The sequence below is a fragment of the Absiella sp. AM09-50 genome (assembly GCF_003433845.1).
GTDB lineage: Bacteria > Bacillota_I > Bacilli_A > Erysipelotrichales > Erysipelotrichaceae > Hoskinsella > Hoskinsella hominis.
In genome coordinates this window covers 1-24,676 of sequence record NZ_QVFI01000008.1, presented here as the reverse complement: position 1 = coordinate 24,676, position 24,676 = coordinate 1, and the positions used below count along the sequence as shown (strand labels likewise).

Annotated in this window: 38 protein-coding genes and 1 riboswitch; all 38 genes read right to left on the bottom strand. The window is 38.2% G+C overall.

Features of this window, described 5'->3' with window-relative positions:
- Positions 1 to 6: 6 nt before the first annotated feature.
- Positions 7 to 1,164 (bottom strand): M15 family metallopeptidase, encoded by a 1,158-nt coding sequence (locus DW114_RS08815; RefSeq protein ID WP_233511357.1) that lies wholly within the window; start codon positions 1,162 to 1,164, stop codon positions 7 to 9.
- 94 nt (positions 1,165 to 1,258) lie between these two features.
- The gene (rplQ, locus tag DW114_RS08810) at positions 1,259 to 1,624 is read right to left on the bottom strand and encodes a 50S ribosomal protein L17 (RefSeq protein WP_117453410.1); all 366 of its coding nucleotides are present in this window, start codon (positions 1,622 to 1,624) and stop codon (positions 1,259 to 1,261) included.
- A gap of 25 nt (positions 1,625 to 1,649) precedes the next feature.
- The gene (locus tag DW114_RS08805; protein ID WP_117453409.1) at positions 1,650 to 2,609 is read right to left on the bottom strand and encodes a DNA-directed RNA polymerase subunit alpha; all 960 of its coding nucleotides are present in this window, start codon (positions 2,607 to 2,609) and stop codon (positions 1,650 to 1,652) included.
- 32 nt (positions 2,610 to 2,641) lie between these two features.
- Positions 2,642 to 3,037 (bottom strand): 30S ribosomal protein S11, encoded by a 396-nt coding sequence (gene rpsK, locus DW114_RS08800; RefSeq protein WP_117453408.1) that lies wholly within the window; start codon positions 3,035 to 3,037, stop codon positions 2,642 to 2,644.
- Positions 3,038 to 3,058: 21 nt separating this feature from the next.
- The gene (rpsM, locus tag DW114_RS08795) at positions 3,059 to 3,424 is read right to left on the bottom strand and encodes a 30S ribosomal protein S13 (protein ID WP_117453407.1); all 366 of its coding nucleotides are present in this window, start codon (positions 3,422 to 3,424) and stop codon (positions 3,059 to 3,061) included.
- Positions 3,425 to 3,441: 17 nt separating this feature from the next.
- Positions 3,442 to 3,558: a 50S ribosomal protein L36 gene (rpmJ, locus tag DW114_RS08790; RefSeq protein WP_008979808.1), complete on the bottom strand. Its 117-nt coding sequence runs from the start codon at positions 3,556 to 3,558 to the stop codon at positions 3,442 to 3,444.
- 24 nt (positions 3,559 to 3,582) lie between these two features.
- Positions 3,583 to 3,801 (bottom strand): translation initiation factor IF-1, encoded by a 219-nt coding sequence (infA, locus tag DW114_RS08785; RefSeq protein WP_117453406.1) that lies wholly within the window; start codon positions 3,799 to 3,801, stop codon positions 3,583 to 3,585.
- On the bottom strand, positions 3,794 to 4,567 hold the full coding sequence (map, locus tag DW114_RS08780) for a type I methionyl aminopeptidase (protein ID WP_117453405.1): 774 nt from the start codon (positions 4,565 to 4,567) through the stop codon (positions 3,794 to 3,796). Before map ends, infA begins: the two co-directional genes overlap by 8 nt.
- Positions 4,568 to 5,215, bottom strand: a complete 648-nt coding sequence (locus tag DW114_RS08775) for an adenylate kinase (RefSeq protein WP_117453404.1) — start codon at positions 5,213 to 5,215, stop codon at positions 4,568 to 4,570.
- Positions 5,216 to 5,228: 13 nt separating this feature from the next.
- Complete coding sequence (gene secY / locus DW114_RS08770; RefSeq protein WP_117453403.1) at positions 5,229 to 6,530, bottom strand: preprotein translocase subunit SecY; 1,302 nt, start codon at positions 6,528 to 6,530, stop codon at positions 5,229 to 5,231.
- A 1-nt stretch (position 6,531) separates the two neighbouring features.
- On the bottom strand, positions 6,532 to 6,972 hold the full coding sequence (gene rplO, locus DW114_RS08765) for a 50S ribosomal protein L15 (protein WP_117453402.1): 441 nt from the start codon (positions 6,970 to 6,972) through the stop codon (positions 6,532 to 6,534).
- A 15-nt stretch (positions 6,973 to 6,987) separates the two neighbouring features.
- A complete protein-coding gene (gene rpsE / locus DW114_RS08760) occupies positions 6,988 to 7,500 on the bottom strand; it encodes a 30S ribosomal protein S5 (protein ID WP_117453401.1) in 513 nt (170 codons plus the stop codon).
- A 12-nt stretch (positions 7,501 to 7,512) separates the two neighbouring features.
- Complete coding sequence (gene rplR, locus DW114_RS08755) at positions 7,513 to 7,869, bottom strand: 50S ribosomal protein L18 (protein WP_117453400.1); 357 nt, start codon at positions 7,867 to 7,869, stop codon at positions 7,513 to 7,515.
- 21 nt (positions 7,870 to 7,890) lie between these two features.
- A complete protein-coding gene (gene rplF, locus DW114_RS08750; protein WP_117453399.1) occupies positions 7,891 to 8,436 on the bottom strand; it encodes a 50S ribosomal protein L6 in 546 nt (181 codons plus the stop codon).
- 26 nt (positions 8,437 to 8,462) lie between these two features.
- Positions 8,463 to 8,858, bottom strand: coding sequence for a 30S ribosomal protein S8 (rpsH, locus tag DW114_RS08745; protein ID WP_117453489.1), 396 nt, complete (start codon positions 8,856 to 8,858; stop codon positions 8,463 to 8,465).
- Positions 8,859 to 8,882: 24 nt separating this feature from the next.
- Complete coding sequence (locus DW114_RS08740; RefSeq protein ID WP_117453398.1) at positions 8,883 to 9,068, bottom strand: type Z 30S ribosomal protein S14; 186 nt, start codon at positions 9,066 to 9,068, stop codon at positions 8,883 to 8,885.
- A gap of 14 nt (positions 9,069 to 9,082) precedes the next feature.
- Positions 9,083 to 9,622, bottom strand: a complete 540-nt coding sequence (rplE, locus tag DW114_RS08735) for a 50S ribosomal protein L5 (protein WP_117453397.1) — start codon at positions 9,620 to 9,622, stop codon at positions 9,083 to 9,085.
- Positions 9,623 to 9,635: 13 nt separating this feature from the next.
- On the bottom strand, positions 9,636 to 9,959 hold the full coding sequence (gene rplX / locus DW114_RS08730; protein ID WP_117453396.1) for a 50S ribosomal protein L24: 324 nt from the start codon (positions 9,957 to 9,959) through the stop codon (positions 9,636 to 9,638).
- Positions 9,960 to 9,971: 12 nt separating this feature from the next.
- Positions 9,972 to 10,340: a 50S ribosomal protein L14 gene (rplN, locus tag DW114_RS08725; RefSeq protein WP_117443703.1), complete on the bottom strand. Its 369-nt coding sequence runs from the start codon at positions 10,338 to 10,340 to the stop codon at positions 9,972 to 9,974.
- A gap of 20 nt (positions 10,341 to 10,360) precedes the next feature.
- Positions 10,361 to 10,621: a 30S ribosomal protein S17 gene (rpsQ, locus tag DW114_RS08720; RefSeq protein ID WP_117453395.1), complete on the bottom strand. Its 261-nt coding sequence runs from the start codon at positions 10,619 to 10,621 to the stop codon at positions 10,361 to 10,363.
- A 16-nt stretch (positions 10,622 to 10,637) separates the two neighbouring features.
- A complete protein-coding gene (rpmC, locus tag DW114_RS08715) occupies positions 10,638 to 10,838 on the bottom strand; it encodes a 50S ribosomal protein L29 (protein ID WP_117453394.1) in 201 nt (66 codons plus the stop codon).
- 2 nt (positions 10,839 to 10,840) lie between these two features.
- Positions 10,841 to 11,257 carry a 50S ribosomal protein L16 gene (rplP, locus tag DW114_RS08710; protein ID WP_117453393.1) on the bottom strand — a complete coding sequence of 139 codons (417 nt, stop codon included), beginning with the start codon at positions 11,255 to 11,257 and terminating at the stop codon, positions 10,841 to 10,843.
- Positions 11,258 to 11,260: 3 nt separating this feature from the next.
- Complete coding sequence (gene rpsC / locus DW114_RS08705) at positions 11,261 to 12,049, bottom strand: 30S ribosomal protein S3 (RefSeq protein WP_117453392.1); 789 nt, start codon at positions 12,047 to 12,049, stop codon at positions 11,261 to 11,263.
- An 11-nt stretch (positions 12,050 to 12,060) separates the two neighbouring features.
- On the bottom strand, positions 12,061 to 12,396 hold the full coding sequence (gene rplV, locus DW114_RS08700) for a 50S ribosomal protein L22 (RefSeq protein ID WP_117453391.1): 336 nt from the start codon (positions 12,394 to 12,396) through the stop codon (positions 12,061 to 12,063).
- Positions 12,397 to 12,411: 15 nt separating this feature from the next.
- Complete coding sequence (rpsS, locus tag DW114_RS08695) at positions 12,412 to 12,690, bottom strand: 30S ribosomal protein S19 (RefSeq protein ID WP_117453390.1); 279 nt, start codon at positions 12,688 to 12,690, stop codon at positions 12,412 to 12,414.
- 19 nt (positions 12,691 to 12,709) lie between these two features.
- Positions 12,710 to 13,543, bottom strand: a complete 834-nt coding sequence (gene rplB / locus DW114_RS08690) for a 50S ribosomal protein L2 (protein ID WP_117453389.1) — start codon at positions 13,541 to 13,543, stop codon at positions 12,710 to 12,712.
- Positions 13,544 to 13,601: 58 nt separating this feature from the next.
- Positions 13,602 to 13,904, bottom strand: coding sequence for a 50S ribosomal protein L23 (rplW, locus tag DW114_RS08685; protein ID WP_117453388.1), 303 nt, complete (start codon positions 13,902 to 13,904; stop codon positions 13,602 to 13,604).
- Positions 13,904 to 14,533 carry a 50S ribosomal protein L4 gene (gene rplD / locus DW114_RS08680; protein ID WP_117453387.1) on the bottom strand — a complete coding sequence of 210 codons (630 nt, stop codon included), beginning with the start codon at positions 14,531 to 14,533 and terminating at the stop codon, positions 13,904 to 13,906. Before rplD ends, rplW begins: the two co-directional genes overlap by 1 nt.
- Before the next feature lie 3 nt (positions 14,534 to 14,536).
- Positions 14,537 to 15,223 carry a 50S ribosomal protein L3 gene (rplC, locus tag DW114_RS08675; protein ID WP_117453386.1) on the bottom strand — a complete coding sequence of 229 codons (687 nt, stop codon included), beginning with the start codon at positions 15,221 to 15,223 and terminating at the stop codon, positions 14,537 to 14,539.
- Between the two features lie 13 nt (positions 15,224 to 15,236).
- On the bottom strand, positions 15,237 to 15,551 hold the full coding sequence (rpsJ, locus tag DW114_RS08670) for a 30S ribosomal protein S10 (RefSeq protein WP_117453385.1): 315 nt from the start codon (positions 15,549 to 15,551) through the stop codon (positions 15,237 to 15,239).
- Between the two features lie 320 nt (positions 15,552 to 15,871).
- Positions 15,872 to 16,657 carry a histidinol-phosphatase HisJ family protein gene (locus tag DW114_RS08665; protein WP_117453384.1) on the bottom strand — a complete coding sequence of 262 codons (786 nt, stop codon included), beginning with the start codon at positions 16,655 to 16,657 and terminating at the stop codon, positions 15,872 to 15,874.
- 42 nt (positions 16,658 to 16,699) lie between these two features.
- Positions 16,700 to 17,875: a methionine adenosyltransferase gene (gene metK, locus DW114_RS08660; RefSeq protein WP_117453383.1), complete on the bottom strand. Its 1,176-nt coding sequence runs from the start codon at positions 17,873 to 17,875 to the stop codon at positions 16,700 to 16,702.
- Between the two features lie 139 nt (positions 17,876 to 18,014).
- Entirely contained in the window at positions 18,015 to 18,530 is a 516-nt protein-coding gene (locus tag DW114_RS08655; protein WP_117453382.1) for an energy-coupled thiamine transporter ThiT, read from the bottom strand.
- A gap of 39 nt (positions 18,531 to 18,569) precedes the next feature.
- Positions 18,570 to 18,658: riboswitch (TPP riboswitch) on the bottom strand.
- A gap of 87 nt (positions 18,659 to 18,745) precedes the next feature.
- A complete protein-coding gene (gene tuf / locus DW114_RS08650; RefSeq protein WP_117453381.1) occupies positions 18,746 to 19,930 on the bottom strand; it encodes an elongation factor Tu in 1,185 nt (394 codons plus the stop codon).
- Positions 19,931 to 19,997: 67 nt separating this feature from the next.
- Positions 19,998 to 22,076 (bottom strand): elongation factor G, encoded by a 2,079-nt coding sequence (gene fusA / locus DW114_RS08645; protein WP_117453380.1) that lies wholly within the window; start codon positions 22,074 to 22,076, stop codon positions 19,998 to 20,000.
- A 15-nt stretch (positions 22,077 to 22,091) separates the two neighbouring features.
- A complete protein-coding gene (gene rpsG / locus DW114_RS08640) occupies positions 22,092 to 22,562 on the bottom strand; it encodes a 30S ribosomal protein S7 (protein WP_117453379.1) in 471 nt (156 codons plus the stop codon).
- 25 nt (positions 22,563 to 22,587) lie between these two features.
- Complete coding sequence (gene rpsL / locus DW114_RS08635; protein WP_117453378.1) at positions 22,588 to 23,013, bottom strand: 30S ribosomal protein S12; 426 nt, start codon at positions 23,011 to 23,013, stop codon at positions 22,588 to 22,590.
- Between the two features lie 242 nt (positions 23,014 to 23,255).
- Positions 23,256 to 24,605, bottom strand: coding sequence for a branched-chain amino acid transport system II carrier protein (gene brnQ / locus DW114_RS08630; RefSeq protein ID WP_117453377.1), 1,350 nt, complete (start codon positions 24,603 to 24,605; stop codon positions 23,256 to 23,258).
- Positions 24,606 to 24,676: the final 71 nt, after the last annotated feature.

The following is a 24,676-nucleotide window of genomic DNA, read 5'->3' as shown; positions in this document are numbered from 1 at the left end:
TAATTTTTAATTAATCTGTAAAAATTCTTCCAACGTAAGACCACTTGCGTAAACCTGCTGTGCCACATCTTTTCCTAAATAACGAACGTGCCATGGTTCATACATATAGCCTGTGATACTTTCTTTTCCTTCTGGATATCGAATGATAAATCCATAGGTATGGGCATTTTGCGCCAGCCATTGTCCTGCTGGTGTATAACCATAATTGTTGTCAATACTGCCTATATCGAAAGCTAGGCCTGTTTGATGTTCAGAATAACCAGGACGTGCTGAATAGCGATCAGCGGCCTCTACACCATCACGTGCTACATATTGATTATATAAATCAGATTGATAATCATATGAGCGATAGCCGCTTAATAATGGAATTGAAAAACCATTATCTGCAGCAGCTTGTTGAAGCTGTAGCAATGCAGAATATGCAGTTTCATCATTACCATAACCATAATCTCGTGGTAAGGCATGGTGTTTATTAACAACGAGAATTCCATTTACATAATATGGTTGATTTGTTTCACTTGGCTCTTGTTGTTTATTGTTTGACTGTTTAGATGGGTATTCATCGATTTGTTTTTCTTCGATTATTACTTCAAAAGACTTCTCTGCCTTATTTCCATTTTTGTCCACAGCGATTACTTTGCATGGATATGTGCCGGCTTTCTCTGCATCAATATTTCCCTCAAACCAATAACTATTCTTTTCTTTATTTTCATTATATGGGATGTTTCCATCCACAACATCTTTTACTTGCTTGATATTAGAAGCCATATTAAAATCAGCTCCATAAGGAAGTGTGATTTTAGATTTCTTTAATATAATTTCTGGTCTTTTTGTGTCTTTGATTTCTATTTCTGTTTGTATTTCTTTGGTGATTTTGTTATCTTCTAATTGATATAAAAGTTTTTGTTTACCAACTTTCATTACATCGATTTCTGGATATTTTAGGATAGCTCCCTTGACATTTTTCACTAGCTTTTTAGAGGTTGCATCCTTGTCGCCGTATTCAATTACTTTATTTTCTATGAATTGTATATTCATTTCTTCATAAATCTTTTTGTTTCTAAAATCGTAATAGAAATAAATTCCAAGTATCGCAATGATGATAAGAAAAATAAGTAAACAAATCATGATCTTTAGTTTTCTGTTTTTTGATCTTTTTCTCATACGCATACCTCTCTTTCATTTCTATCATACTATAATTTCAAAGGAAAAACTATAAAAAAAAGATGTGCATTTCATTATACACACCTTTTGATTACTATTTTACTAATTCAATGATTGCCATTGGAGCTGCGTCACCACGGCGAACTCTAGTCTTAACAACTCTAGTATATCCTCCGTTACGATCTTTGTATGCAGGTCCGATTTCATCAAACAGTTTCTGTAAAGCTGTCTGACCTGTAGCTTCATCAACTACAACATCACGAACGAATTTTGCAGCCTGACGACGAGCGTGCAAGTCGCCACGTTTTGCTAATGTAATCAGTTCATCAACAACACTACGAAGTTCTTTTGCCTTCATTTCAGTTGTTTCGATCTGTCCATATGCGATTACGGATGTAGCCATGTTACGAAGCAATGCTTTACGGTGGTCGGCTTTACGTCCTAATTTACGATTCCACATTGGTATTTAACCTCCTTAGCGATTCTTATTCATATGATTTGAAGCTTAAGCCTAAATCATAAATCTTATCTTTAACTTCTTTCAATGATTTCTTTCCTAAGTTTCTTACTCGCATCATTTCATCTTCTGTTTTCTGTGTCAGTTCTTCAACAGTCTGAATACCTGCACGTTTTAAACAGTTGTATGAACGTACGGATAAGTCAAGGTCTTCAATCATCATAACAAGTCCTTTATTCTGAACTTCTCCCTGTGCTTCTTTCATTACAGAGTCCATATCATTTACTGCTTCATCAACACTTGTTAATAACTCTAAGTGATCAATCAAGATTTTTGAAGCTAATGCTAAAGATTCTGCTGGAGAAATAGAACCATCAGTCCATACCTCCAAAATTACTTTATCGTAGTTTGCATTTTGACCTACACGAGTAGGTTCAACATTATAAGCTACTTTTTCAATTGGTGTATAGATAGAGTCAGTATAAATTACTCCTAAAGGCTGATTAGGTGTCTGGTACAGTTGTTTGTTCGTGTCTGCATTCACATATCCACGACCAATACGAGCCTGTAATTCCATTTCTAACATTCCACCTTCTTCAAGAGTACAAATGTGTAAGTCTTTACTTAAGATTTCTACTCCTTCAGGACAGATGATGTCAGCGCCAGTCACTTCACCAGGTCCCTGTTTGGAAATTCTCAGGGTGTAGATTTCATCATCCTGAATTTCCATAACAAGGGTTTTGATATTTAAAATGATTGTCGTTACATCTTCTACAATTCCAGGAATTGCAGTAAATTCGTGGTAAACACCATCAACTTTAATTGAAAATACAGCGCCTCCTGGTAAAGAGGAGAGCAAAACACGTCTTAGTGCATTCCCAATAGTTGTTCCAAAACCTCTTTCCAGAGGCTCAAATACAAACTTACCGTAATGTTCTGAATCAATATATTCTTTTACTTCAAAATGTGCACGTTCGAATTTTTGCATACGTTTACCTCCTCAAGTTTATAGGTCAATGATTAACCGCGTGGTCGTTTTGGTGGACGACAACCGTTGTGAGGAATTGGAGTTACATCGTTGATCATTGTAATTTCAAGTCCTGCTACCTGTAATGCTCTTACAGCTGCTTCACGTCCAGGTCCTGGACCTTTTACGTTTACAGAAATTGTTTTCATACCGTTTTCTATTGCTGCTTTACCTGCAGCTTCTCCAGCCATCTGTGCAGCAAAAGGAGTGGATTTACGAGAACCCTTGAATCCTAATGCTCCAGCACTTGACCATGCTACAGCGTTTCCATTTTCATCAGTAATAGTAACGATGGTATTGTTAAATGTTGAGTGGATATGAGCACATCCACGCGCAATATTCTTACGTGCCTTACGTTTACGAGCGCCGGCTTTTACATTCTTTGCCATATTTTACTTCCTCCTATCGTCCTATTTCTTTTTGTTTGCTACGGTACGAACTGGACCTTTACGCGTACGAGCATTTGTTTTAGTACGTTGACCGCGAACTGGTAAACCTTTTCTGTGACGAATTCCACGGTAGCATCCGATTTCCATTAAACGTTTGATGTTTAATGCTGTTTCACGACGCAAGTCACCTTCGACTTTGATTCCATCAATTTCGTTACGAATTGCATTTACTTGTTCTTCAGTTAAATCTTTTACACGGATATCTTCACTGATACCTGTTTTTGCCAGAATCTGTTCAGCTGTTGTGCGACCGATTCCGTAAATATACGTTAATGACACTACGACGCGCTTGTCGCGTGGTAAGTCAACACCTGCAATACGAGCCATTTTACATTACACCTCCATTAGTTTCCTTGTCTTTGTTTGTGTTTTGGATTTTCGCAAATAACCATGACACGGCCTTTACGTTTGATAATGCGGCACTTATCGCATATTGGTTTGACAGATGGTCTTACTTTCATGCGTTTTCCTCCTTCAATTCACGACTATTTGTGTCGGAATGTGATACGCCCACGTGTTAAATCATATGGTGAAATTTCTACGGTAACACGATCCCCTGGTAAAATGCGGATGTAGTGCATACGGATTTTACCAGAAACGTGAGCCAATATTTCGTGCCCGTTTGCTAATTCCACCTTAAACATTGCATTTGGCAGAGTATCTTTTACAACTCCGTCAATTTCAATAACATCTTGCTTACCCATTATCTGGACGTTCCTCCTTATTTAATGTTGTGAGTATTTCATACCCGTTTTTTGTTATGACAATCGTATGTTCATAATGAGCTGATAAGCTTCCATCTTTTGAGATGACACCCCAGCCGTCCGCTAATACTTTTGTCTGTGGTCTGCCCGCAAGAACCATTGGTTCAATCGCAAGAGTCATTCCTTCTTTTAACAGAATACCATGACCTGCCGGGCCAAAATTTGGAACTGTCGGATCTTCATGGACAGAAGTTCCAATACCATGTCCTGCGTAATCGCGTGGAACAGAAAACCCATGACGATACACGAATTCTCCAATTGCATGCGATATGTCAGTTAAATGATTCCCAGCTTTTGCTTGTTTTAAACCTTCATACAAAGATTCTTCACTAATGTGCAATAGAGTTTGTACTTCTTTGCTTACATTACCAACAGCATACGTCCATGCTGAGTCTCCATGGTACCCATGATAACAGGCACCGATATCTACTGAAACAATGTCTCCGTCCTGTAATACTGTATCATCTGGGATACCATGTACAAGAACGTTATTTACAGAGACACATGTAGCTGCCGGGAATCCATACAGATTTTTGAATGATGGATACGCATCATGTTCCATAATTACATTTTCCACAATCTCATTAATCTGCTTTGTTGAGATTCCCGCTTTGATTGCATCTTTTACTGCTTGATGTGCCAAAGCTACAATCTTTCCAGCTTCTCTCATGTACTCAAGTTCATTATCTGCTTTTGTACGAATCATTTATTTCTCCAAAGCAGCTAATACATCAGCCCAAACTTTATCGATAGATTGTCCAGCATCAATATGTTCTACAATTCCTTTTTCGTCATAGTAATCTAAGACAGGAGCTGTCTGAGAGCTGTATTCTTCTAATCGAACTTTCAGGCTTTCTTCTGTATCGTCTTTACGTTGATACAATTCTCCACCACATTTATCACAAACACCTTCTACTTGAGAAGGATGATTTGTAATGTGATAGATTTCACCACATTCCTTGCATAAACGACGTCCTGTAACTCGTGATGCAAGTTCATTGAAATCAATTTCCATAGCAATGACTTTGTCAATTGCTAAATCTGTTCCCTGACTCAAAGCATCAAATGCTTTTGCCTGATCTAAAGTTCTTGGATATCCGTCCAATAAGAAACCATTTTTCTTATCTTCCAGTTTATCTAAATAACTTTTTACCATGTTGTTAACAACTTCATCAGGAACTAACAATCCTTTGTCCATGTAGCTTTGAGCTAAATTTCCTAGTTCTGTTTTATTACTGATTTCACTACGGAAGATATCTCCTGTAGAAATGTGGTTGACGTTGAATTTTTCAACAATCTTGGATGACATGGTACCTTTACCAGCACCAGGTCCTCCCATAATCAGAATATTCATACGAGTTCACCTTCTATCGTTGTAAGAAAGAACTGTAGGATTTTTGTGTTAATCTTCCTTCAATCTGTTTTACCGTTTCCATAGCTACACCAACAACGATGATGATACCAGTACCACCAATACCCATAGAGGATGGCAGATTTAATCCTGGAATTAATGGAAGCGCATGTGGTAATACAGCGACGAATGATAATCCAATTGATCCTAACACAGTGATTCTATTTAATACTTTATTAATATATTGTTTTGTTTCTGTTCCTGGACGAATTCCTGGAATATAAGTTCCACTTTTTCCAAGATTTTCAGCTATTTTTTCAGGATCAATCTGTAAGTGCGTGTAGAAGAATGTGAATGCGATCGTTAATACCACATAGATAACCAAACTCACTGGAGTTCTCATACCTAGGAAATATTCAACCGTATTAACCCATTCTGCTGCCGTAAACATACGAATGATCTGTAAAGGTGCTACCATAATTGCAGAAGCAAAGATTACTGGAATAACACTTGCACTATTGATTTTCAAAGGAAGATATGTCATATCTTTCTTTCTTGCAGCAACAGTACTACTTGTGTATTGGATAGGAATCTTACGTTCAGCAGTTTGCATCCAAACAACGAATACAATAATGAATAGGTAAGCAATGATATATAATGCAAACATCAGTATGCCGTTAAATGTAGCGGAACTGCTGCTTGTATCAACCATTGTCTGCCATGCACTAGAGAACTGATGAGGCAGACGAGCGATAATACCAGCTGCAATCAGCATGGAAACACCATTACCGATTCCCTTCATTGATATTCTATCACCGATCCATAACAGGAACATACTACCAGCAGTTAATATTGTAGCAATATATAAGATGCTGGAAATGGAGCTTCCATTTATAATCAACGTGGAATATTGTTTTGAAAAGCCATAAACCATAGTTGATGCCTGGAAGAACCCTAATACAACAGCTAGATAACGTGTATATTTATCAATCTGTTTTCTGCCAGTTGCCCCACCCTTAGATAATTCAGTTAGAGCAGGAATAACATCCATAGAAAGCAACTGGATGATGATGGAAGCAGTAATGTATGGACCAACACCTAACGCAAAGATAGAAAGTTGTTCCAAACCGCCACCACCAAGCAGGTTAATCATAGCAAATAGGGAGTTGTCTTGCAATCCTGCAACCAGTTCTTTTGTATCTACGCCAGGAACTGTAATTGCAGTTCCAAAACGGAAGATAAATAACATTGCAAGAGTAAAGAGAATTCTTTTACGAATCTCTTTATTCTTCAACATGCCCTTTAAGGTGCTAAACATATTAGATGACCTCTGCTTTTCCGCCTGCTTGCTCAATTGTAGCTAAAGCTGATTTAGAGAATTTGTTAGCTTTAACAGTTAATTTCTTTTCTAATTCACCTTCACCTAAAATCTTAATTCCATCTAATTCTTTTCTAACTAATCCGCTTTCGATCAGCAATTCTGGAGTTACTTCTGTACCATCTTCAAAGCAGTTCAGACTAGCAACATTTACGATTGCGAATACTTTACGGTTGAAGTTTGTGAATCCTCTCTTTGGTAAACGTCTAGCTAAAGTAGTCTGTCCACCTTCAAAACCTAAACGAACTCCTCCGCCTGATCTTGCGTTCTGACCTTTATTACCTTTACCAGCAGTTTTACCATTGCCAGAACCGTGTCCACGTCCAATACGTTTCTTACTTGTTCTAGCACCTTCTGTATAAGTCATTTCATGTAATTTCATGTTTAATTCCTCCTATTAACCGCGAATTTCTTCTGGTTTTTTACCACGGAGACGAGCAATATCTTCGATCGTTTTCAGATCTTTCAATGCTGCAATCGTAGCACGCACCATGTTAATTGGCGTACGGCTTCCTAAACATTTAGAAAGAATATCGTTGATACCTGCAAGTTCTAATACTGCACGAACAGGTCCACCAGCGATAACTCCGGTACCTTCAGAAGCAGGGCGAAGGAAGATTTCTCCAGCACCATATCTACCAGTGATTTCATGAGGAATTGTTGTTCCAACAATAGGCACTGTGAAGACATTTTTCTTAGCATCTTCGATTGCTTTCTTGATAGCATCAGGAACTTCGTTTGCTTTTCCCGTACCAAAGCCTACACGGCCTTTTTTATCACCGATAACAACTAAGGCAGCAAAACGGAAACGACGTCCACCTTTTACTACTTTTGTTACACGGTTAATGGTTACAACGCGTTCTTCAAATTCTTTTTCAGCATCGCGATTTCTTCTTGGTTTACGTTCCATTCGCATAACCTCCTAAAATTTCAATCCGGCTTCTCTAGCCGCATCAGCTAATGCTTTTACTCTACCTGTGTATACATATCCACCACGGTCGAATACAACATTTGTGATGTTTGCTGCTAAAGCACGTTTAGCGATTTCAGCACCAACTGTTTTTGCAGCTTCTACATTACCACCGTTAGCAAGTTTCATATCAACACTGCTAGCAGCTACTAAAGTTTTTCCATTAACGTCGTCAATGATCTGCGCATGAATGTGCGTATTTGAACGGAAAACGTTCAGGCGGGGACATTCAGGAGTACCACTGATTTTGGTACGAACACGTACGTGACGACGAAGACGTTCGTCATTTCTAGATACTTTCTTAAGCATTGTTCAATTTCTCCTTTCCCACTATTTCTTACCTGCTGTTTTACCTTCCTTACGACGGACATGTTCGCCTTTATAGCGAATACCTTTTCCTTTGTAAGGTTCTGGTTTTCTTACAGCACGTACATTTGCAGCGAATTCACCAACACGTTGTTTGTCAATTCCTGTTACTTTGATATCAGTTGCAGAAGGACATTCAACTTTTAATCCTTCTTCAATTTCAAATTCAATAGGGTGAGAATAACCAACATTTAATGTTAATTTTTTACCACTTACAGCAGCACGGAAACCAATACCAACCAATTCCAAATCTTTTGTGAATTCGTTAGTTACACCTTCTACCATGTTGTTTAACAAAGCACGAGTTGTTCCATGTAACTGTTTTGTGTGTTTCTGCTCGTTTGGACGAGTTACTGTTAATACTTCCCCATCTAACTGGATTCCCAGATTAGGGTTAAATTGACGAGTTAAAGTTCCTTTAGGACCTTTAACAGTCACCTCATTCCCTTCAGCGATTGTTACTTCAACGCCTGCAGGAATGGTAATCGCTTTATTACCGATACGTGACATTTTCTTACCTCCGTATAATTACACTCTTACCAAACGTAGGCGATTACTTCACCGCCAACATGTTTAGCTTTAGCTTCTTTGTCAGTCATCAGACCGTGAGATGTTGAGATAATTGCAATACCTAATCCGTTTAATACACGAGGGATGCTATCCACTTTTGCATAAACACGTAAACCAGGTTTAGAAATTCTCTTTAATCCACTGATTACTTTTTCGTTATTTGGTCCATATTTCAATGTGATTGTGATAGTTTTCTTTGTATCTCCATCAACACTGTAATCTGTGATGAACCCTTCATTCTTTAAAATCTTTGCGATATCTTTCTTTTCTTTATTTGCAGGAATTTCTACTGTTTCGTGACGAGCTTGAACTGCGTTACGAATTCTAGTAAGCATATCTGCAATCGGATCTGTCATTATCATCATGACTGTATTCCTCCTATCTGATTACCAACTTGCCTTTTTTACGCCCGGGATCTGGCCTTTATAAGCTAGTTCGCGGAAGCAAATACGGCATAGTTTGTATTTACGTAAAACTGAGTGAGGACGGCCACAACGTTCACAACGTGTGTACTCACGCACTTGGAACTTTTGAGGACGTTTTGATTTGTTAATCATTGATTTTTTTGCCATATTTTAAGTCCTCCCTATTTTTTGAAAGGCATACCTAATTCTTCAAGTAGTGCCTTTGCTTCTTCGTTTGTTTTTGCGCTAGTAACGATAACTACGTCCATACCACGTACTTTGTTTACTTTATCGTAATTGATTTCTGGGAAGATCAACTGTTCTTTTACACCTAAAGTGTAATTTCCACGACCATCAAATGATGTAGCTGATACTCCACGGAAGTCACGTACACGTGGCAAAGAGATGTTCATAAGTTTATCTAAGAAATCATACATCTTTTCTTTTCTTAAAGTAACCTTACATCCAATTGGCATACCTTCACGTAATTTGAAGTTTGCAATTGATTTTTTTGCTCTTGTGATAACAGGCTGCTGACCAGTAATCTGTGCTAATTCAGCAACTGCTTCATCTAACAATTTAGGGTTAGCGATTGCTTCACCAATACCCATATTAATAACGATTTTTTCTACAGCAGGAACTTCCATAACTGATTTGTAGTTGAATTTTTTCATCAAGCTAGGTACTACTTCCTCTGTGTATCTTTTATTTAGGCGGTTCATCTTTTAACCTCCCCTACTTAACAGTAGCGCCAGTCTTTTTGTAGACGCGCACTTTTTCTGTATTGCCTTTTTTGTCAGTTTCGAATTTGAATCCGATACGACTAGCTTTTTTAGCTTTTGAATCGTAAGCCATAACATTAGATACATGGATAGGAGCTTCCTTCTCAATGATTCCACCGTCTGGATTCTGCTGAGTTGGTTTCAGGTGTTTTTTCACCATGTTAACTCCTTCTACGATTACTTTGTTTTCTTTAGGGAAAACTTTAATTACTTCAGCTACAGTGCCCTTGTAAGCACCTGTAATAACCTGAACTTTATCACCTTTTTTGATTTTCACAAAGACACCTCCTTATAGTACTTCTGGTGCCAAAGACACGATTTTCATGAAGTCTTTGTCACGAAGTTCTCTTGCCACAGGTCCAAAAATACGTGTACCACGTGGTGTTTTGTCATCCTTAATTAGGACAACTGCATTGTCATCAAATTTGATGTATGTTCCGTTGTCACGGCGAACCCCACGTTTTGTACGTACGATAACACCTTTTACAACGTCACCTTTTTTTACAGTTCCACCAGGAGCAGCCTGCTTAACAGCACAGACAACGATATCCCCGATGTTTGAAAACTTTCTAACGCTTCCACCTAAACAACGGATAACTAATACTTCTTTAGCACCTGTGTTGTCAGCGACGCGTAATCTACTTTCATTCTGGATCATGAATGTCTACCTCCTAGCGCCTACAGCTGTACAGCTTTTTCAACGATTTTAACTAGACGGAAACGTTTAGTTGCAGATAATGGACGAGTTTCCATAATTTCTACTCTATCTCCGATTCTAGCTTCATTGTTTTCGTCATGAGCTTTAAATTTCTTAGAATATTTTACACGTTTACCATATAATGGGTGTGTTTTCTTAGTTTCAACTACAACAGTAATTGTTTTATCCATTTTATCGGAAACTACTGTTCCACGATATACTTTACGGTTAGATCTTTCCATAACTTAGTGATCCTCCTTAATCCTGGTTACTAAGCTCACGCTCAGTCAACACGGTCTTCATACGGGCAATATCCTTTTTCACAGTTTTTAAACGAGCTGTGTCGGATAACTGTCCAGTTGCTTGTTGGAAACGAAGATTAAAAAGTTCATCTTTAAGCGCTTCGATCTCTTGTAAAATTTCTGTGTTGCTTTTTTCTCTGATCTCTTTCGCTAACATAATTACTTCTCTCCTTTTCTAACAACGAATTTCGTTTTAACTGGTAACTTGTGAGAAGCCAGACGGAATGCTTCACGTGCTACTTCTTCATCTACACCAGCAATTTCAAACATTACACGGCCTGGTTTAACTACTGCTACCCATCCTTCAGGAGCACCTTTACCAGAACCCATACGTACTTCAAGAGGTTTTTTCGTAACTGCCAAGTGAGGGAAGATACGAATCCAAACTTTACCACCACGTTTCATATAACGTGTCATGGCAATACGAGCTGCTTCGATCTGGCGGTTAGTAATATAAGCACCAGTATCAGCTACTAAACCATATTCACCAAAAGATACGTCACGACCAGCTTTAGCACGTCCTTCGTAACTTAAACGGTGAGGTCTTCTATATTTTGTTCTCTTAGGCATTAACATAATTTAGTTTCCTCCTTCCGCGTTGTTTTTAGGAGCCTGGCTCGCGTTTTCCTTTGCTGCATTAGCATCATTTCTGTTATTGTTTCTACGGTTTCCACGACGATTGTTTCTACGACGATCGTTCATGTTGTTCTTTGGTGCTTCTGGTTCAGTTACCATCTGTCCAGGTAATACTTCACCACGGCAGATCCAAACTTTAACACCTAAACGTCCGTAAGTTGTACTAGCTTCTTCCCAAGCATAATCGATATCAGCACGTAATGTATGCAAAGGAACTACACCTTCAGAGTAACCTTCAGTACGAGCCATATCAGCTCCTCCTAAACGTCCACTAACTGCAGTTTTGATACCTTTAGCACCAGCACGCATTGTTCTCTGGATTGCTTTTTTCTGAGCAGTACGGAAGCTTGCACGCTGTTCTAACTGATCAGCAATGCTTCTTGCTACTAACTTAGCATCTAAATCAGGGTTGGCAATTTCTAGCACTTTAATGTAGATGTTCTTGCCACCAGTCATTTTTTCTAATTTTTTCTTTAAACCTTCGATATTTTCACCGTTCTGTCCAATGACAACGCCTGGACGAGCTGTACGGATCATAATTTCAACACGGTTTTTAGAACGTTCAATTTCGATTCTTGAAACGCTTGCTGCTTTTAATTCAGCAAACAGGAATTCACGAATTTTTACATCTTCTAGCAATAAATCGGCATAATCCTTGTCAGCGTACCATCTTGACTCCCAGTCACGAATGACACCAACACGTAATCCGATCGGACTAACTTTCTGTCCCATGGGCTACCTCCTTAATCACGCTCGTCAACCACAACTGTAATGTGGCTGGTGCGTTTGTGGATTGCACTTGCAGATCCTTTAGCACGTGGCATAAAACGCTTTAAAGTTACACCTTCATTAGCGTAGCATGCTTTCACGTATAATTTTTCTTCATCCATATCATTGTTATTTACTGCGTTAGCTACTGCAGATTTCAACACTTTTCCGATTGCTTCAGCAGCAACGTTTGGTGTGAATTTTAAGATTGCAGCTGCTTCAGCAGCATCTTTCCCACGAATTAAATCGATAACAATACGAGCTTTTCTAGGTGGGATACGTAATGTTTTTGCTGTTGCTTTTACTTCCATTTTAACGTTTCCTCCTTATCGTTTTGCTTTCTTGTCATCATCGCCATGCCCACCATATTTGCGGGTTGGCACAAATTCACCAAGTTTGTGACCTACCATGTCTTCTGTAACATAAACAGGTAAGTGTTCTTTACCATTGTAAACGGCAAATGTATGTTCCACAAACTGAGGGAAAATCGTTGAACGACGTGACCAAGTTTTAATAACTTCTTTTTTGCCAGCTGCATTCAATGCTTCCACTTTTTTCATTAAGTGGTCATCACAGAATGGGCCTTTTTTCAAACTACGACTCATTTTTCATTTCCTCCTTTGCCTATTTGCCATTACGACGACGAACGATTAATTTCGTTGAAGCTTTCTTAGTGTTACGAGTCTTGACACCCATAGCTTTCTTGCCCCATGGAGTCATTGGAGATTTACGTCCTACAGGAGTACGTCCTTCACCACCACCATGAGGGTGATCGTTAGGGTTCATAACAGAACCACGAACTGTTGGGCGAACACCTTTCCAACGCATACGTCCAGCTTTACCATAGTTAACCAGACTGTGGTCTTCGTTACCTACGATACCGATTGTAGCACGGCAATTAGACAAAATCTTACGAACTTCACCAGAAGCTAAACGAACAGTAGCGTATTTTTCTTCAATACCCAAAATCTGTGCGCTAGTTCCAGCAGAACGAGCTAACTGTCCACCTTTACCAGGTTTTAATTCAATGTTGTGAATGAAAGTTCCTTCTGGGATATCTTTCAATTCTAATGCGTTACCAACTTTGATATCAGCACCTTTACCAGATACAACTGTTGTTCCAACAGTTAATCCTTTAGGAGCGATAATGTAACGTTTTTCACCATCTGCATAATTCAACAATGCGATATTTGCAGATCGGTTTGGATCGTATTCAATCGTTGCAACTTTAGCAGGGATACCATCTTTATTTCTCTTGAAATCGATGATACGGTAGCTTCTCTTGTGTCCGCCACCCTGGTGACGAGTTGTAATACGTCCGTTGTTGTTACGTCCACCTTTACTTTTCAAAGGGGCTAACAAACTTTTTTCTGGCTTGTCGCAAGTGATTTCGTCACGTGACAAGCTTGTCATTCCACGACGACCTGGAGTGGTCGGTTTATACTTCTTAATTGGCATTTGTCAATTTCCTCCTTACGCAATATTTATTCAGGAAATAGCGTGCTTCTTCCTGATCTTACTTAGCTTCTTCGTCAGAGCCAAATAAATCGATGTCCTGTCCTTTAGCGATTTTCACATATGCTTTACGAACAGCTTTTGTTTTACCAACGTATCTACCCATTCTTTTTTCTTTAGGTTTTACGTTAACGATATTTACATTTTCAACATCTACACCGAAGATTTTTTCTACGGCCTGTTTTACAAGAACTTTGTTAGTTCCTTTTTTAACTTCAAATGTTACCACATTGTTTTCGTCCATGTATCTCATTGTCTTTTCAGTAATGATTGGGCGAACGATAATATCTTTATAGTTATCCATTATGCAAGTGCCTCCTCAACATCTTTTACAGCAGCTTCTGTAAAGACGATTTTGTTAGCATTTACGATATCGTAAACATTAATTCCATCAGCAGTCAACATCATCATTGTTGGGATGTTTCTCATGCTCAAGAATGCATTTTCAAAATCTTCACCTTCAGATACTACAAATAATGTTTTCTTAGGTGCGTTGATGTTAGCGATAATTTCATTGAAAGCTTTTGTCTTAGGAGCTTCTAATTCAAATTTATCTACAACGCTCATTGCGTTTTCAGCAACTTTTTCAGATAATACTGATTTTAATGCCAAACGACGAACTTTTTTGTTCAGTTTGTAGCTGTAGCTTCTAGGAGTTGGTCCGAATACGATACCTCCGCCTCTCCACTGTGTAGCACGGATAGAACCCTGACGAGCACGTCCAGTTCCTTTCTGACGCCATGGTTTACGTCCACCACCACGTACTTCTGTACGAGTCTTAGTGTCGTGAGTTCCCTGACGAGTTGATGCACGCTGCATTACGATAGCATCGAAAATACATTGCTGATTTGGCTCGATGCCAAATACTGAATCGGCAAGAGTGATTTCGTGTAACTCTTGACCAGTTTGGCTTAATACGACCATCTTAGGCATCTTTTATTCCTCCTCTTTCGTGTAATCTACTAAAGTTACAGGTTCGCTGTTTCCTTTAGAAGTTTTTGCAGAACGTACCATTACCAATCCACGTTTTGGTCCAGGCACATTTCCTTTGATCAATAAGTAATTGTTTTCAACATCAACCTTAATAACTGTAAGGTTTTTGTTAGTGGTTCTGTATCCACCTTCTTGACCAGCCATAACTGTTCCCTTTAAGATTTTACCCTGTCTAGAAGTAATACCGTTTGTAGCAAGAGAACCGATGTGTCTGTGGTGTCCTGAACCGTGGCTCTTAGGACCAATTTTCGCATTGTTACGAACGATTGTACCCATGAACCCTTTACCTTTGCTGGTTCCGATTACGTCAACTGTTTCTCCAGCAGCGAAGATGTCTACTTTAACTTCATCGCCTAAATTCATTTCAGCAAATTCACTGTTGCGAACTTCTTTCATGAATCTTTTTGGAGCTGTATTTGCTTTCGCAGCGTGACCAGTGTTTGGTTTTGTACTGCGTGTTTCTTTAATGTCTTCAAAACCTAACTGAACAGCTTCGTATCCATCGTTTTCCACTGTCTTTTTCTGTAATACAACATTTGGGCAAGCTTCTACTACTGTGACTGGAATTAAAGTTCCGTCTTCAGTAAAAACCTGAGTCATACCAAGTTTACGTCCTAGAATACCTTTCATGATGTCACCTCCATTACAGCTTAATTTCGATGTCCACACCACTTGGCAGTTCCAGACGGCTCAGTGAGTCGATTGTTTCTGCTGTAGGTCCGACGATCTCAATTAAACGTTTGTGAGTTCTGATCTCGAATTGTTCACGAGAATCTTTGTACTTGTGTACCGCACGCAGGATAGTTACTACCTGCTTTTCAGTTGGAAGAGGTACAGGTCCAACAATTTTTTTAGCACCGTGAGCTTGTGCTGCCTGAACGATCTTTTCTGCTGATGCATCTAAGATTCTGTGTTCGTAGGCTTTTAAGCGAATTCTTACGCTATTTTTCTTTGCCATGAAATAATCTCCTTTCGTCTATATAGATTATAGACTCGCTCGATGCGAATTCCCTGACCGGCTGTTCATGACAACGCCTTTCAGTGGGTCAGCAACCTCGCATGTCCTCGCGGTCGTGATAATATTTTAACACATGCACACCTTGATTACAACCCCTAAAATAGGCTTTTTTTTGTGAATTTCCTTTATTTTATCAGCTTTTTTATTGTTTCTCTATTTTTATATATTTCATGGTTTTCTGTATACGCTTACATTTATTTTTGCGATAAAATTGCATAAAAAAATAGAAAAAATATGATGATTTCTTCTATTTTAGTCATCTATAGTTCGTGAAAATGTGGCTCCATACGCTCATATGTGCAAAACTTAGTAAACCCTAATCTTTTTAATTCTTTTCTCATCTCTTTAATATGATATCCTACATGCTCCTCTTTATGTGTATCACTTCCAAACGTAATGATTTCTCCCCCTAATTGTTTATAAAGTAACAGGATATCTTTACATGGAGTAAAATCTGATAAACCATAACGTTCATTGCTAGTGTTTATTTCAATACCCTTTCCATCCTTAATAGCAAGCTTTAATATCTTCTCCAATATATCTTTTGTTTCTTTATAAGGGTAAACTCCCTCAAGATCATCGCGTTTGATTGCATCCAGATGCCCTAACACACTATAATTCTTATATTTATGCATTACTTGATAAATTTCTTCATAATAGGCCAGATTATATTCTTTTTGTGTTTTCCCTTTCTGAAAATCCTGTGTCCAAAATTCCATATCATTAATCTGATGGCAGGATAATATAACAAAATCAAAATCATTGCGATAAAAGTCCTGTTGATATTGTTCAATTGTATGTGTTTGTATTCCATATTCAATTCCAAATTTTATTTTTATTTGATTTTGATACTTTCCTTTACATCTTAAAAACTCATCATGATAATCCTTATAAAAATCAGAATCATAGCTTTTAACTCCATGATCCACATGCTCAGTAAAACATATTTCATCTAAACCTATGGTAATTGCTTTTTGTATTATATCTTCCATAGGATATGTAGAGTCATCACTAAAACTTGAGTGTATATGATAGTCAGCAAGCATATAACTTTCCTCCCTTACAAAAAGAAACAGGCGCCCTGTTTCTTATTTCAAATATTTCTTCAATTCCTGTGCTGGTGTTGTATCTTCCCATTTTACATTTAAATCATCTCTTCCAAAATGCCCATATGCGGCAAGTTGTTTATACTGAGGTTTTCTTAAATCTAAAGTTTTTATAATTGCGGTAGGACGTAAATCAAATTCTTTTCTAACAATTTCTGCAATTTCTTCATCTTTTAATTTTCCTGTGCCAAAGGTATCTACAAGAATACTTACAGGATGTGCAATACCAATTGCATATGCAAGTTGAATTTCGCATCGTTTAGCCAAGCCTGCAGCAACAATATTTTTTGCGACATAACGAGCGGCATAAGCAGCACTACGGTCTACTTTTGTAGGATCCTTTCCAGAAAATGCTCCACCACCATGACGTGCCATACCACCATATGTATCTACAATTATTTTTCTTCCTGTTAAACCACTATCCCCTTGAGGTCCACCTATTACAAAGCGTCCTGTTGGATTGATATAAATCTTTGTATCTTCATCTATCATTTTAGGATCTATGATGACATCTATCACATACTCCTTTAAATCTTTACGAATTGTATCTAAAGAAACTGTATCGGAATGTTGTGTTGAAATAACGATTGTATCTACACGTATAGGTTTATCATCAATATATTCCACCGTAACCTGTGTTTTCCCATCAGGACGAAGATAGTCTACAATTCCATCCTTACGAATTTTTGTCAACTGTTTAGCAAGTCTGTGGGCAAGGGAAATAGACATTGGCATATATTCAGGTGTTTCATCGCAGGCATATCCAAACATCATTCCCTGATCCCCTGCGCCATTGTTTTCTTCTCCGCCTTCTTTTGTTTCTAGAGAGTGATCAACACCCATGGCAATATCAGAAGACTGTTCATCAATTGAAGTTAAAACAGAACAAGTCGTTCCATCAAAGCCATATTTCGCTCTATCATATCCAATTTCCAAAATCGTATTTCTTGCGATACTTGGAATGTCAACGTAACAATTTGTAGATATTTCTCCCATGATCATCACCATACCCGTTGTACAGCATGTTTCACAAGCAACTCGTGCCATTGGATCTTTTTCTAAAATTGCATCTAATACTGCATCTGAAATCTGATCACATATTTTATCAGGATGTCCTTCTGTTACAGACTCAGAAGTAAAAAATTGTCTATTTAGCATATTTATTATTTCCTTTCTCATGTTCCACTATATTATCGTTCATTCTAGTTCATAAAACAAGATTTAATATAAATGATTTCATGAATTCATGAAAAAAAGATTTACCCATTTTCTTGTTCATATGGGCAAATCTTTATAATTACGCTGTTTTTTCTTTGTTTAAATGCAGACGCTCAACTAAAATTGGCACAACAATCATTCCGACTATCGTTGTTGCAATCATATATGGCGCATTGTATATAATGGAACCCCACCATGTTGTTTCCCATACAATCACACCACCAATGGTATGACTTGCAAAACGCAGGAAATTGGTAATTAGAATTCCAGAATAGAAATACTTATAGTTTGGAAATAAGCTAGCCAAACCATATACACTAAATGCGATTAAGTAATCCATTAGGAATCCCAATAACTGTGGAATATACATTGGACCTGTCACAAACTGAATCAATACAGAAACAAGTCCAACGATGGTTCCTTTGATCCATCCTAAATGATAACTGCAAACGATCAACGCAATTGTCGATACGCCAATAGAACCACCATTTGGCATCTTCAAGAAAGGAATCATATTTGTAAAATAATCAAGCACCATGAATAATGCAGCATAAAATGCCATATAAACCAACTCTAATGTTGTCAATTTTTTCATAAAAAAACACCTCCGTGAGGCGTAAGTCAACAAATCTAAGAATTCATAGATCTGACTCCCTACGCTAGTATTAACTAGATCAGGTCATAAGGGTGTTTCTCAGCCCGAAGGCACCCCTGTCATGACGTTATTTATTATACACACTTTATCTGAAATTGCAATAGATGTAAAAAAAGCATCAGTCATAGACCAATGCTTTTCATCATAAGTTTAAATTACTCGATGATTTCAGTAACGTTACCTGAACCTACTGTACGTCCACCTTCACGGATAGAGAATTTAGTGTTGTTTTCGATAGCGATTGGAGCAATCAATTCAACAGTCATTTCTACGTTATCTCCAGGCATACACATATCAGTTCCTTCTGGTAATGTGATAACACCAGTTACGTCAGTTGTACGGAAGTAGAACTGAGGACGGTAGTTAGATACGAATGGAGTGTGACGTCCACCTTCATCTTTGCTCAATACATAAACCTGAGCTTTGAATTTTGTGTGAGGGTGTACTGTTCCTGGTTTAGCAAGAACCTGTCCACGCTGGATTTCATCACGGTTGATACCACGTAACAATGCACCAATGTTGTCACCTGATTCAGCATATTCCAACTGTTTACGGAACATTTCCAATCCAGTGATAACTGTTTTACGAGTGTCGTGGATACCAACGATTTCAACTTCTTCACCCATCTTAACAACACCACGTTCAACACGGCCAGTAGCAACTGTACCACGTCCTGTGATAGTCATAACGTCTTCTACAGACATCAAGAATGGTTTATCAGTGTCACGAACTGGATCTGGGATATATTCGTCAACAGCATCCATTAATTCGTGGATAGCACCAACATATTTAGGATCTCCTTCAAGAGCCTTCAATGCAGAACCACGGATAACTGGAGCGTTATCTCCGTCGAATCCGTATTCGCTTAATAATTCACGAACTTCCATTTCAACAAGGTCGATTAATTCTTCATCATCAACCATGTCGCATTTGTTCAAGAATACAACGATGTAAGGAACACCTACCTGACGAGCAAGTAAGATGTGCTCACGAGTCTGAGGCATAGGACCATCAGATGCAGCAACTACAAGGATAGCACCATCCATCTGAGCAGCACCAGTGATCATGTTCTTAACGTAGTCAGCGTGACCTGGGCAGTCAACGTGTGCATAGTGACGTTTGTCTGTCTGATACTCAACGTGAGCAGTGTTAATTGTGATACCACGTTCTTTTTCTTCTGGAGCACCATCGATTGCATCGTAAGCTTTTGCTTCAGCCATACCGTCTTTTGCAAGTACGTTTGTGATTGCAGCAGTTAAAGTTGTTTTACCGTGGTCAACGTGTCCGATAGTTCCAATGTTAACATGTGTTTTGGAACGGTCAAATTTTTCTTTAGCCATTTTAATTTTCCTCCTAATTTATAGTTTTCATGTATATTCTAATTCAAAGTTTTTATAAAAGCAACAATTAATTTTCAGAACTGTTGTTTTTAACGATTTTTTCTGCAATACTCTTAGGAACTTCGCTATAATGATCGAATTTCATAGAGTAATTTCCACGTCCCTGAGTGAATGAACGAAGGTCAGTTACATAACCAAACATTTCAGATAATGGGATGTGTGCCTTAACAATGATCGCATTTCCTCTTTCTTCCTGGTCAATGATTGCACCACGACGAGAACTTACGTCACCCATAACGCTACCTAAATATTCATTAGGTGCAGTTACTTCAACTTCCATAACTGGTTCTAGGATAACTGGTTTACATTTCTTAGCAGCAGCTTTTAAAGCCATAGATGCAGCAATCTTATAAGCCATTTCACTAGAATCGACATCATGGTAAGATCCATCAAACAATGTAGCTTTGATATCGATTACTGGGTAACCAGCGATGATACCATTCTGCAATGCATCTTCCAGACCTTCAGCAGTTGGTTTGATATATTCACGAGGAACACTACCACCAACAGTTGCGTCAACGAATTCAAATCCTTTACCTTCTTCTTGAGGCTCAAATTTGATCCATACGTGACCATACTGACCACGTCCACCAGACTGTTTGATGTATTTTCCTTCACAATCAGCAGCTTCACGAATTGTTTCACGGTAAGCAACCATTGGCTGACCAACGTTAGCTTCTACCTTAAATTCACGACGCAGACGGTCAACGATAATATCCAGGTGAAGTTCACCAACACCAGCGATAATTGTCTGACCTGTTTCCTGATCAGTGTAAGTTTTGAATGTAGGGTCTTCTTCTGCAAGTTTTGCAAGAGCAAGTCCCATTTTATCCTGGTCAGCTTTTGTTTTTGGTTCCAGAGATAATTCAATAACTGGTTCTGGGAATTCCATGCTTTCCAGTACAACAGGATGATCTTCAGCACACAGAGAATCTCCGGTAGTAGTTACCTTTAAACCTACTGCTGCAGCAATATCACCTGCATAAACTTCTTCGATTTCTTTACGAGAGTTTGCATGCATCTGTACGATACGTCCAAAACGTTCTCTCTTACCTTTTGTTGAGTTTAAGATATAACTTCCTGATTTTGCAGTACCTGAGTATACACGGAAGTATGATAACTTACCAACGAATGGGTCAGTAGCAATTTTGAATGCCAATGCAGAGAATGGTTCTTCATCACTTGCATGACGTTCTACTTCTGTACCATCTTCCAAAGTACCCTTAATTGCAGGAATATCTAATGGAGAAGGCAAGTAGTCAACAACTGCATCCAGAACCATCTGAACACCTTTGTTCTTGTATGCTGATCCACATAATACAGGGAAGAAATCACCAGCACAAACAGCAATACGTAATACACGTTTGATTTCGTCAATGCTTGGTTCTTCACCTTCTAATACCTGCATCATGAATTCTTCGTCGTAATCTGCAAGGTATTCCAGCAGTTTACCACGATATTCTTCACACAGGTCTTTTAAATCTTCAGGTACTTCAGAAATCTGAATTTCTGTACCTAAATCATTTGTATAAATTTCAGCTTTACGTTCAATGATATCTACGATACCAGTGAATGTTGATTCTGCACCGATTGGCAACTGAATAGGGCAGCTCTTAGCACCTAAACGATCAACGATTGTTCTACAGCTCATCAAGAAGTCAGCACCAGTTGCATCCATCTTGTTACAGAATACGATTCTTGGAACACCATAAGTTGTTGCCTGACGCCAAACAGTTTCTGTCTGAGGTTCTACACCAGCTTTTGCATCCAATACAGTTACCGCACCATCTAATACACGCAGAGAACGTTCAACTTCTACAGTGAAGTCAACGTGGCCCGGAGTATCGATAATGTTGATACGGTGACCTTTCCATGCTGCAGTTGTTGCAGCAGATGTAATCGTAATACCACGTTCCTGTTCCTGTGCCATCCAGTCCATTGTTGAAGCTCCATCATGAGTTTCACCAATTTTGTGGTTAACACCTGTATAATACAGGATACGTTCTGTTGTTGTTGTTTTACCAGCATCGATATGAGCCATGATACCAATGTTACGAGTCTTTTCTAATGAATATTGACGTGGCATAATGGATCTCCTTTCTTACCAGCGGTAGTGAGCAAATGCTTTATTAGCTTCTGCCATTTTGTGAGTGTCTTCACGTTTTTTAACAGATGCTCCAGTTCCATTAGCAGCATCCATAATTTCTGCAGCTAATCTTTGCTCCATTGTCTTTTCGTTTCTTAAACGTGCGTAGTTAACGATCCAACGAAGACCTAATGTCAAACGTCTTTCAGCAGATACTTCTACTGGGACCTGGTAGTTAGCACCACCAACACGACGAACTTTTAGTTCTAACAATGGCATAACGTTTTCTAATGCTTTTTCGAAAACTTCCATTGGTTTTTCATTTGTTTTTACTTCAATAATATCAAACGCATTGTAAAGGATCTTCTGAGCAACCCCTCTTTTACCATCAATCATGATTTTGTTGATTAAACGAGTAACCAGCTTGGAGTTGTAAATTGGATCAACTAATACATCACGTTTCGCTACATGTCCTTTTCTAGGCATTCTTATTTCCTCCTTTCACAATTGACTATTTCTTTTTAGCTTCTTTTGGTTTTTTAGCACCGTACAGAGAACGACTCTGATTACGGTTTGCCACACCAGCACAGTCCAATGTACCACGAATAATATGGTAACGAACACCTGGCAGGTCCTTAACACGTCCTCCACGAATCATAACAACACTGTGTTCCTGTAAGTTATGACCGATACCTGGAATATAAGCTGTAACTTCCATTCCATTACTTAAACGAACACGGGCATATTTACGTAACGCAGAGTTTGGTTTCTTAGGTGTCATTGTTCCGACACGTGTACAAACACCACGTTTCTGAGGTGCGCTTAAGTTAGTAGGGCGTCTCTTTAAGGAGTTATATCCTCTATTCAGAGCTGGTGACTTAGAAAGCTTCACGCTCTGTTCACGACCTTTACGAATTAATTGGTTAATTGTTGGCATAATGTCCTCCTTTCACAAACACACATTTCCGGGTGTGTCATTTTGAAGTGTAAATTAAGTTCCCACTTCGGGGAACCCTAAAAATCCACTTGCTTATCAATGATAAATCATATGACAGCCTATTGTCAACACTTTTTTTTATTTTCTTTTTGATTTTATCAAATTATCTGTTTTTTATCATTAAATTAGTTAAAAAAGTCCATAAAACAAAGAAAAAACTATGCTGAATAGCAAATGTTATCCTACATAGTTTCTAACTGCTCATTATGTTTATTCATAAATTCAAAGATTGGTAAAAAGCCAAGTAGACTTCCAAACATAAACGGAATTATCCATCCTAAACTTAAATCATAAAAAGGAAGATGATGTACTGCATTGGATATAAAAGCAATTTGAATGCCTGCACTATCCAGACCATTGATAAATGAAGCAGCAAAAGTAAACAACATTCCTAGAATATACACAGACCTTTTTGTTTTAATCAATTTTTTACAAAAAGATAAAAGTATCAATGAAACAGTCACCGGATAGATCATAATCAGAATTGGCAAGCTGATTTCGATTAACTGGCTTAAGCCAACATTAGAAATGATAAAGCTAAATACGCAAACAATTGCGGCAATTTTCTTATAAGAAATATTTGGAAGGATAGTATGAAAGTAATCAGAAAATGAAGTAGTTAATCCTATGGAGGTTGTTAAACAAGCAAATAATACAGCTATCCCTAAAATAACGCCTCCCACACCGCCAAATAAATGACTTGTTACTGAATGTAATAATGCGCCACCATTATCAAAAGGTATCATTGTTCTTGCCCCTACATAAGTTAGCATAAAGTAGACAACAGCAAGAAAGAAAGCAGCTCCTAAACCTGATAATATTGTATATTTTGCAATATTCTTTTTCTCTTTTATACCATAGTTTTTAATAGCATTAATCACAATGATTGCAAATGCTAAACCAGCAGGGCCATCTAATGCATTATATCCTTCGATCATCCCTTGAAATAATGGAATAGCCGCATATTTATCTTTTGGCATTGCAGCATTTCCTAATACACTGCCTCCCCCATTTGTATTGATATTTACGATTGTGGCAATGAAAATAGCCAAAATGCTCAATAATAAAAATGGTGTCAGATATTTACCTACGATATCTACTATTTTGTTTGGATTACTGCTCAAATAATACGTAATGCCAAAAAAAGCGCCTGTAAATAAAAGCGAAAACAGCATTTTATAATCAGTATTTATGTAAGGCAGTGCTGCTAATTCAAATGAAACGCTACCCGTTCTTGGTAAAGCGAATAAAGGACCAATTAATAAATACACTCCCACAGATAAAATTAATGCAAATTTTTTACTGATTAATGCCCCTAAATCGCTCATAGAATTTCCAACCAATACAACAGCTGTTACTCCTAATATTGCGATTCCAGCATCTGTAAGTATAAAGCCTATTAATGCACTAAAGTAATTTGTTCCCGCAAGTTGCCCCATTGCTGGAGGAAAAATCATATTTCCTGCGCCAAAAAAAATCGCAAATAAAGTCAGTGAAACGGATAGTATTTGTTTTAAATTAAGTTTCTCCATAATGTCCTCCACTTAAGCATTAAAAAAGCCTCACAAATGTGAGGCAAACAGACCTGGCAACGTGCTATCTT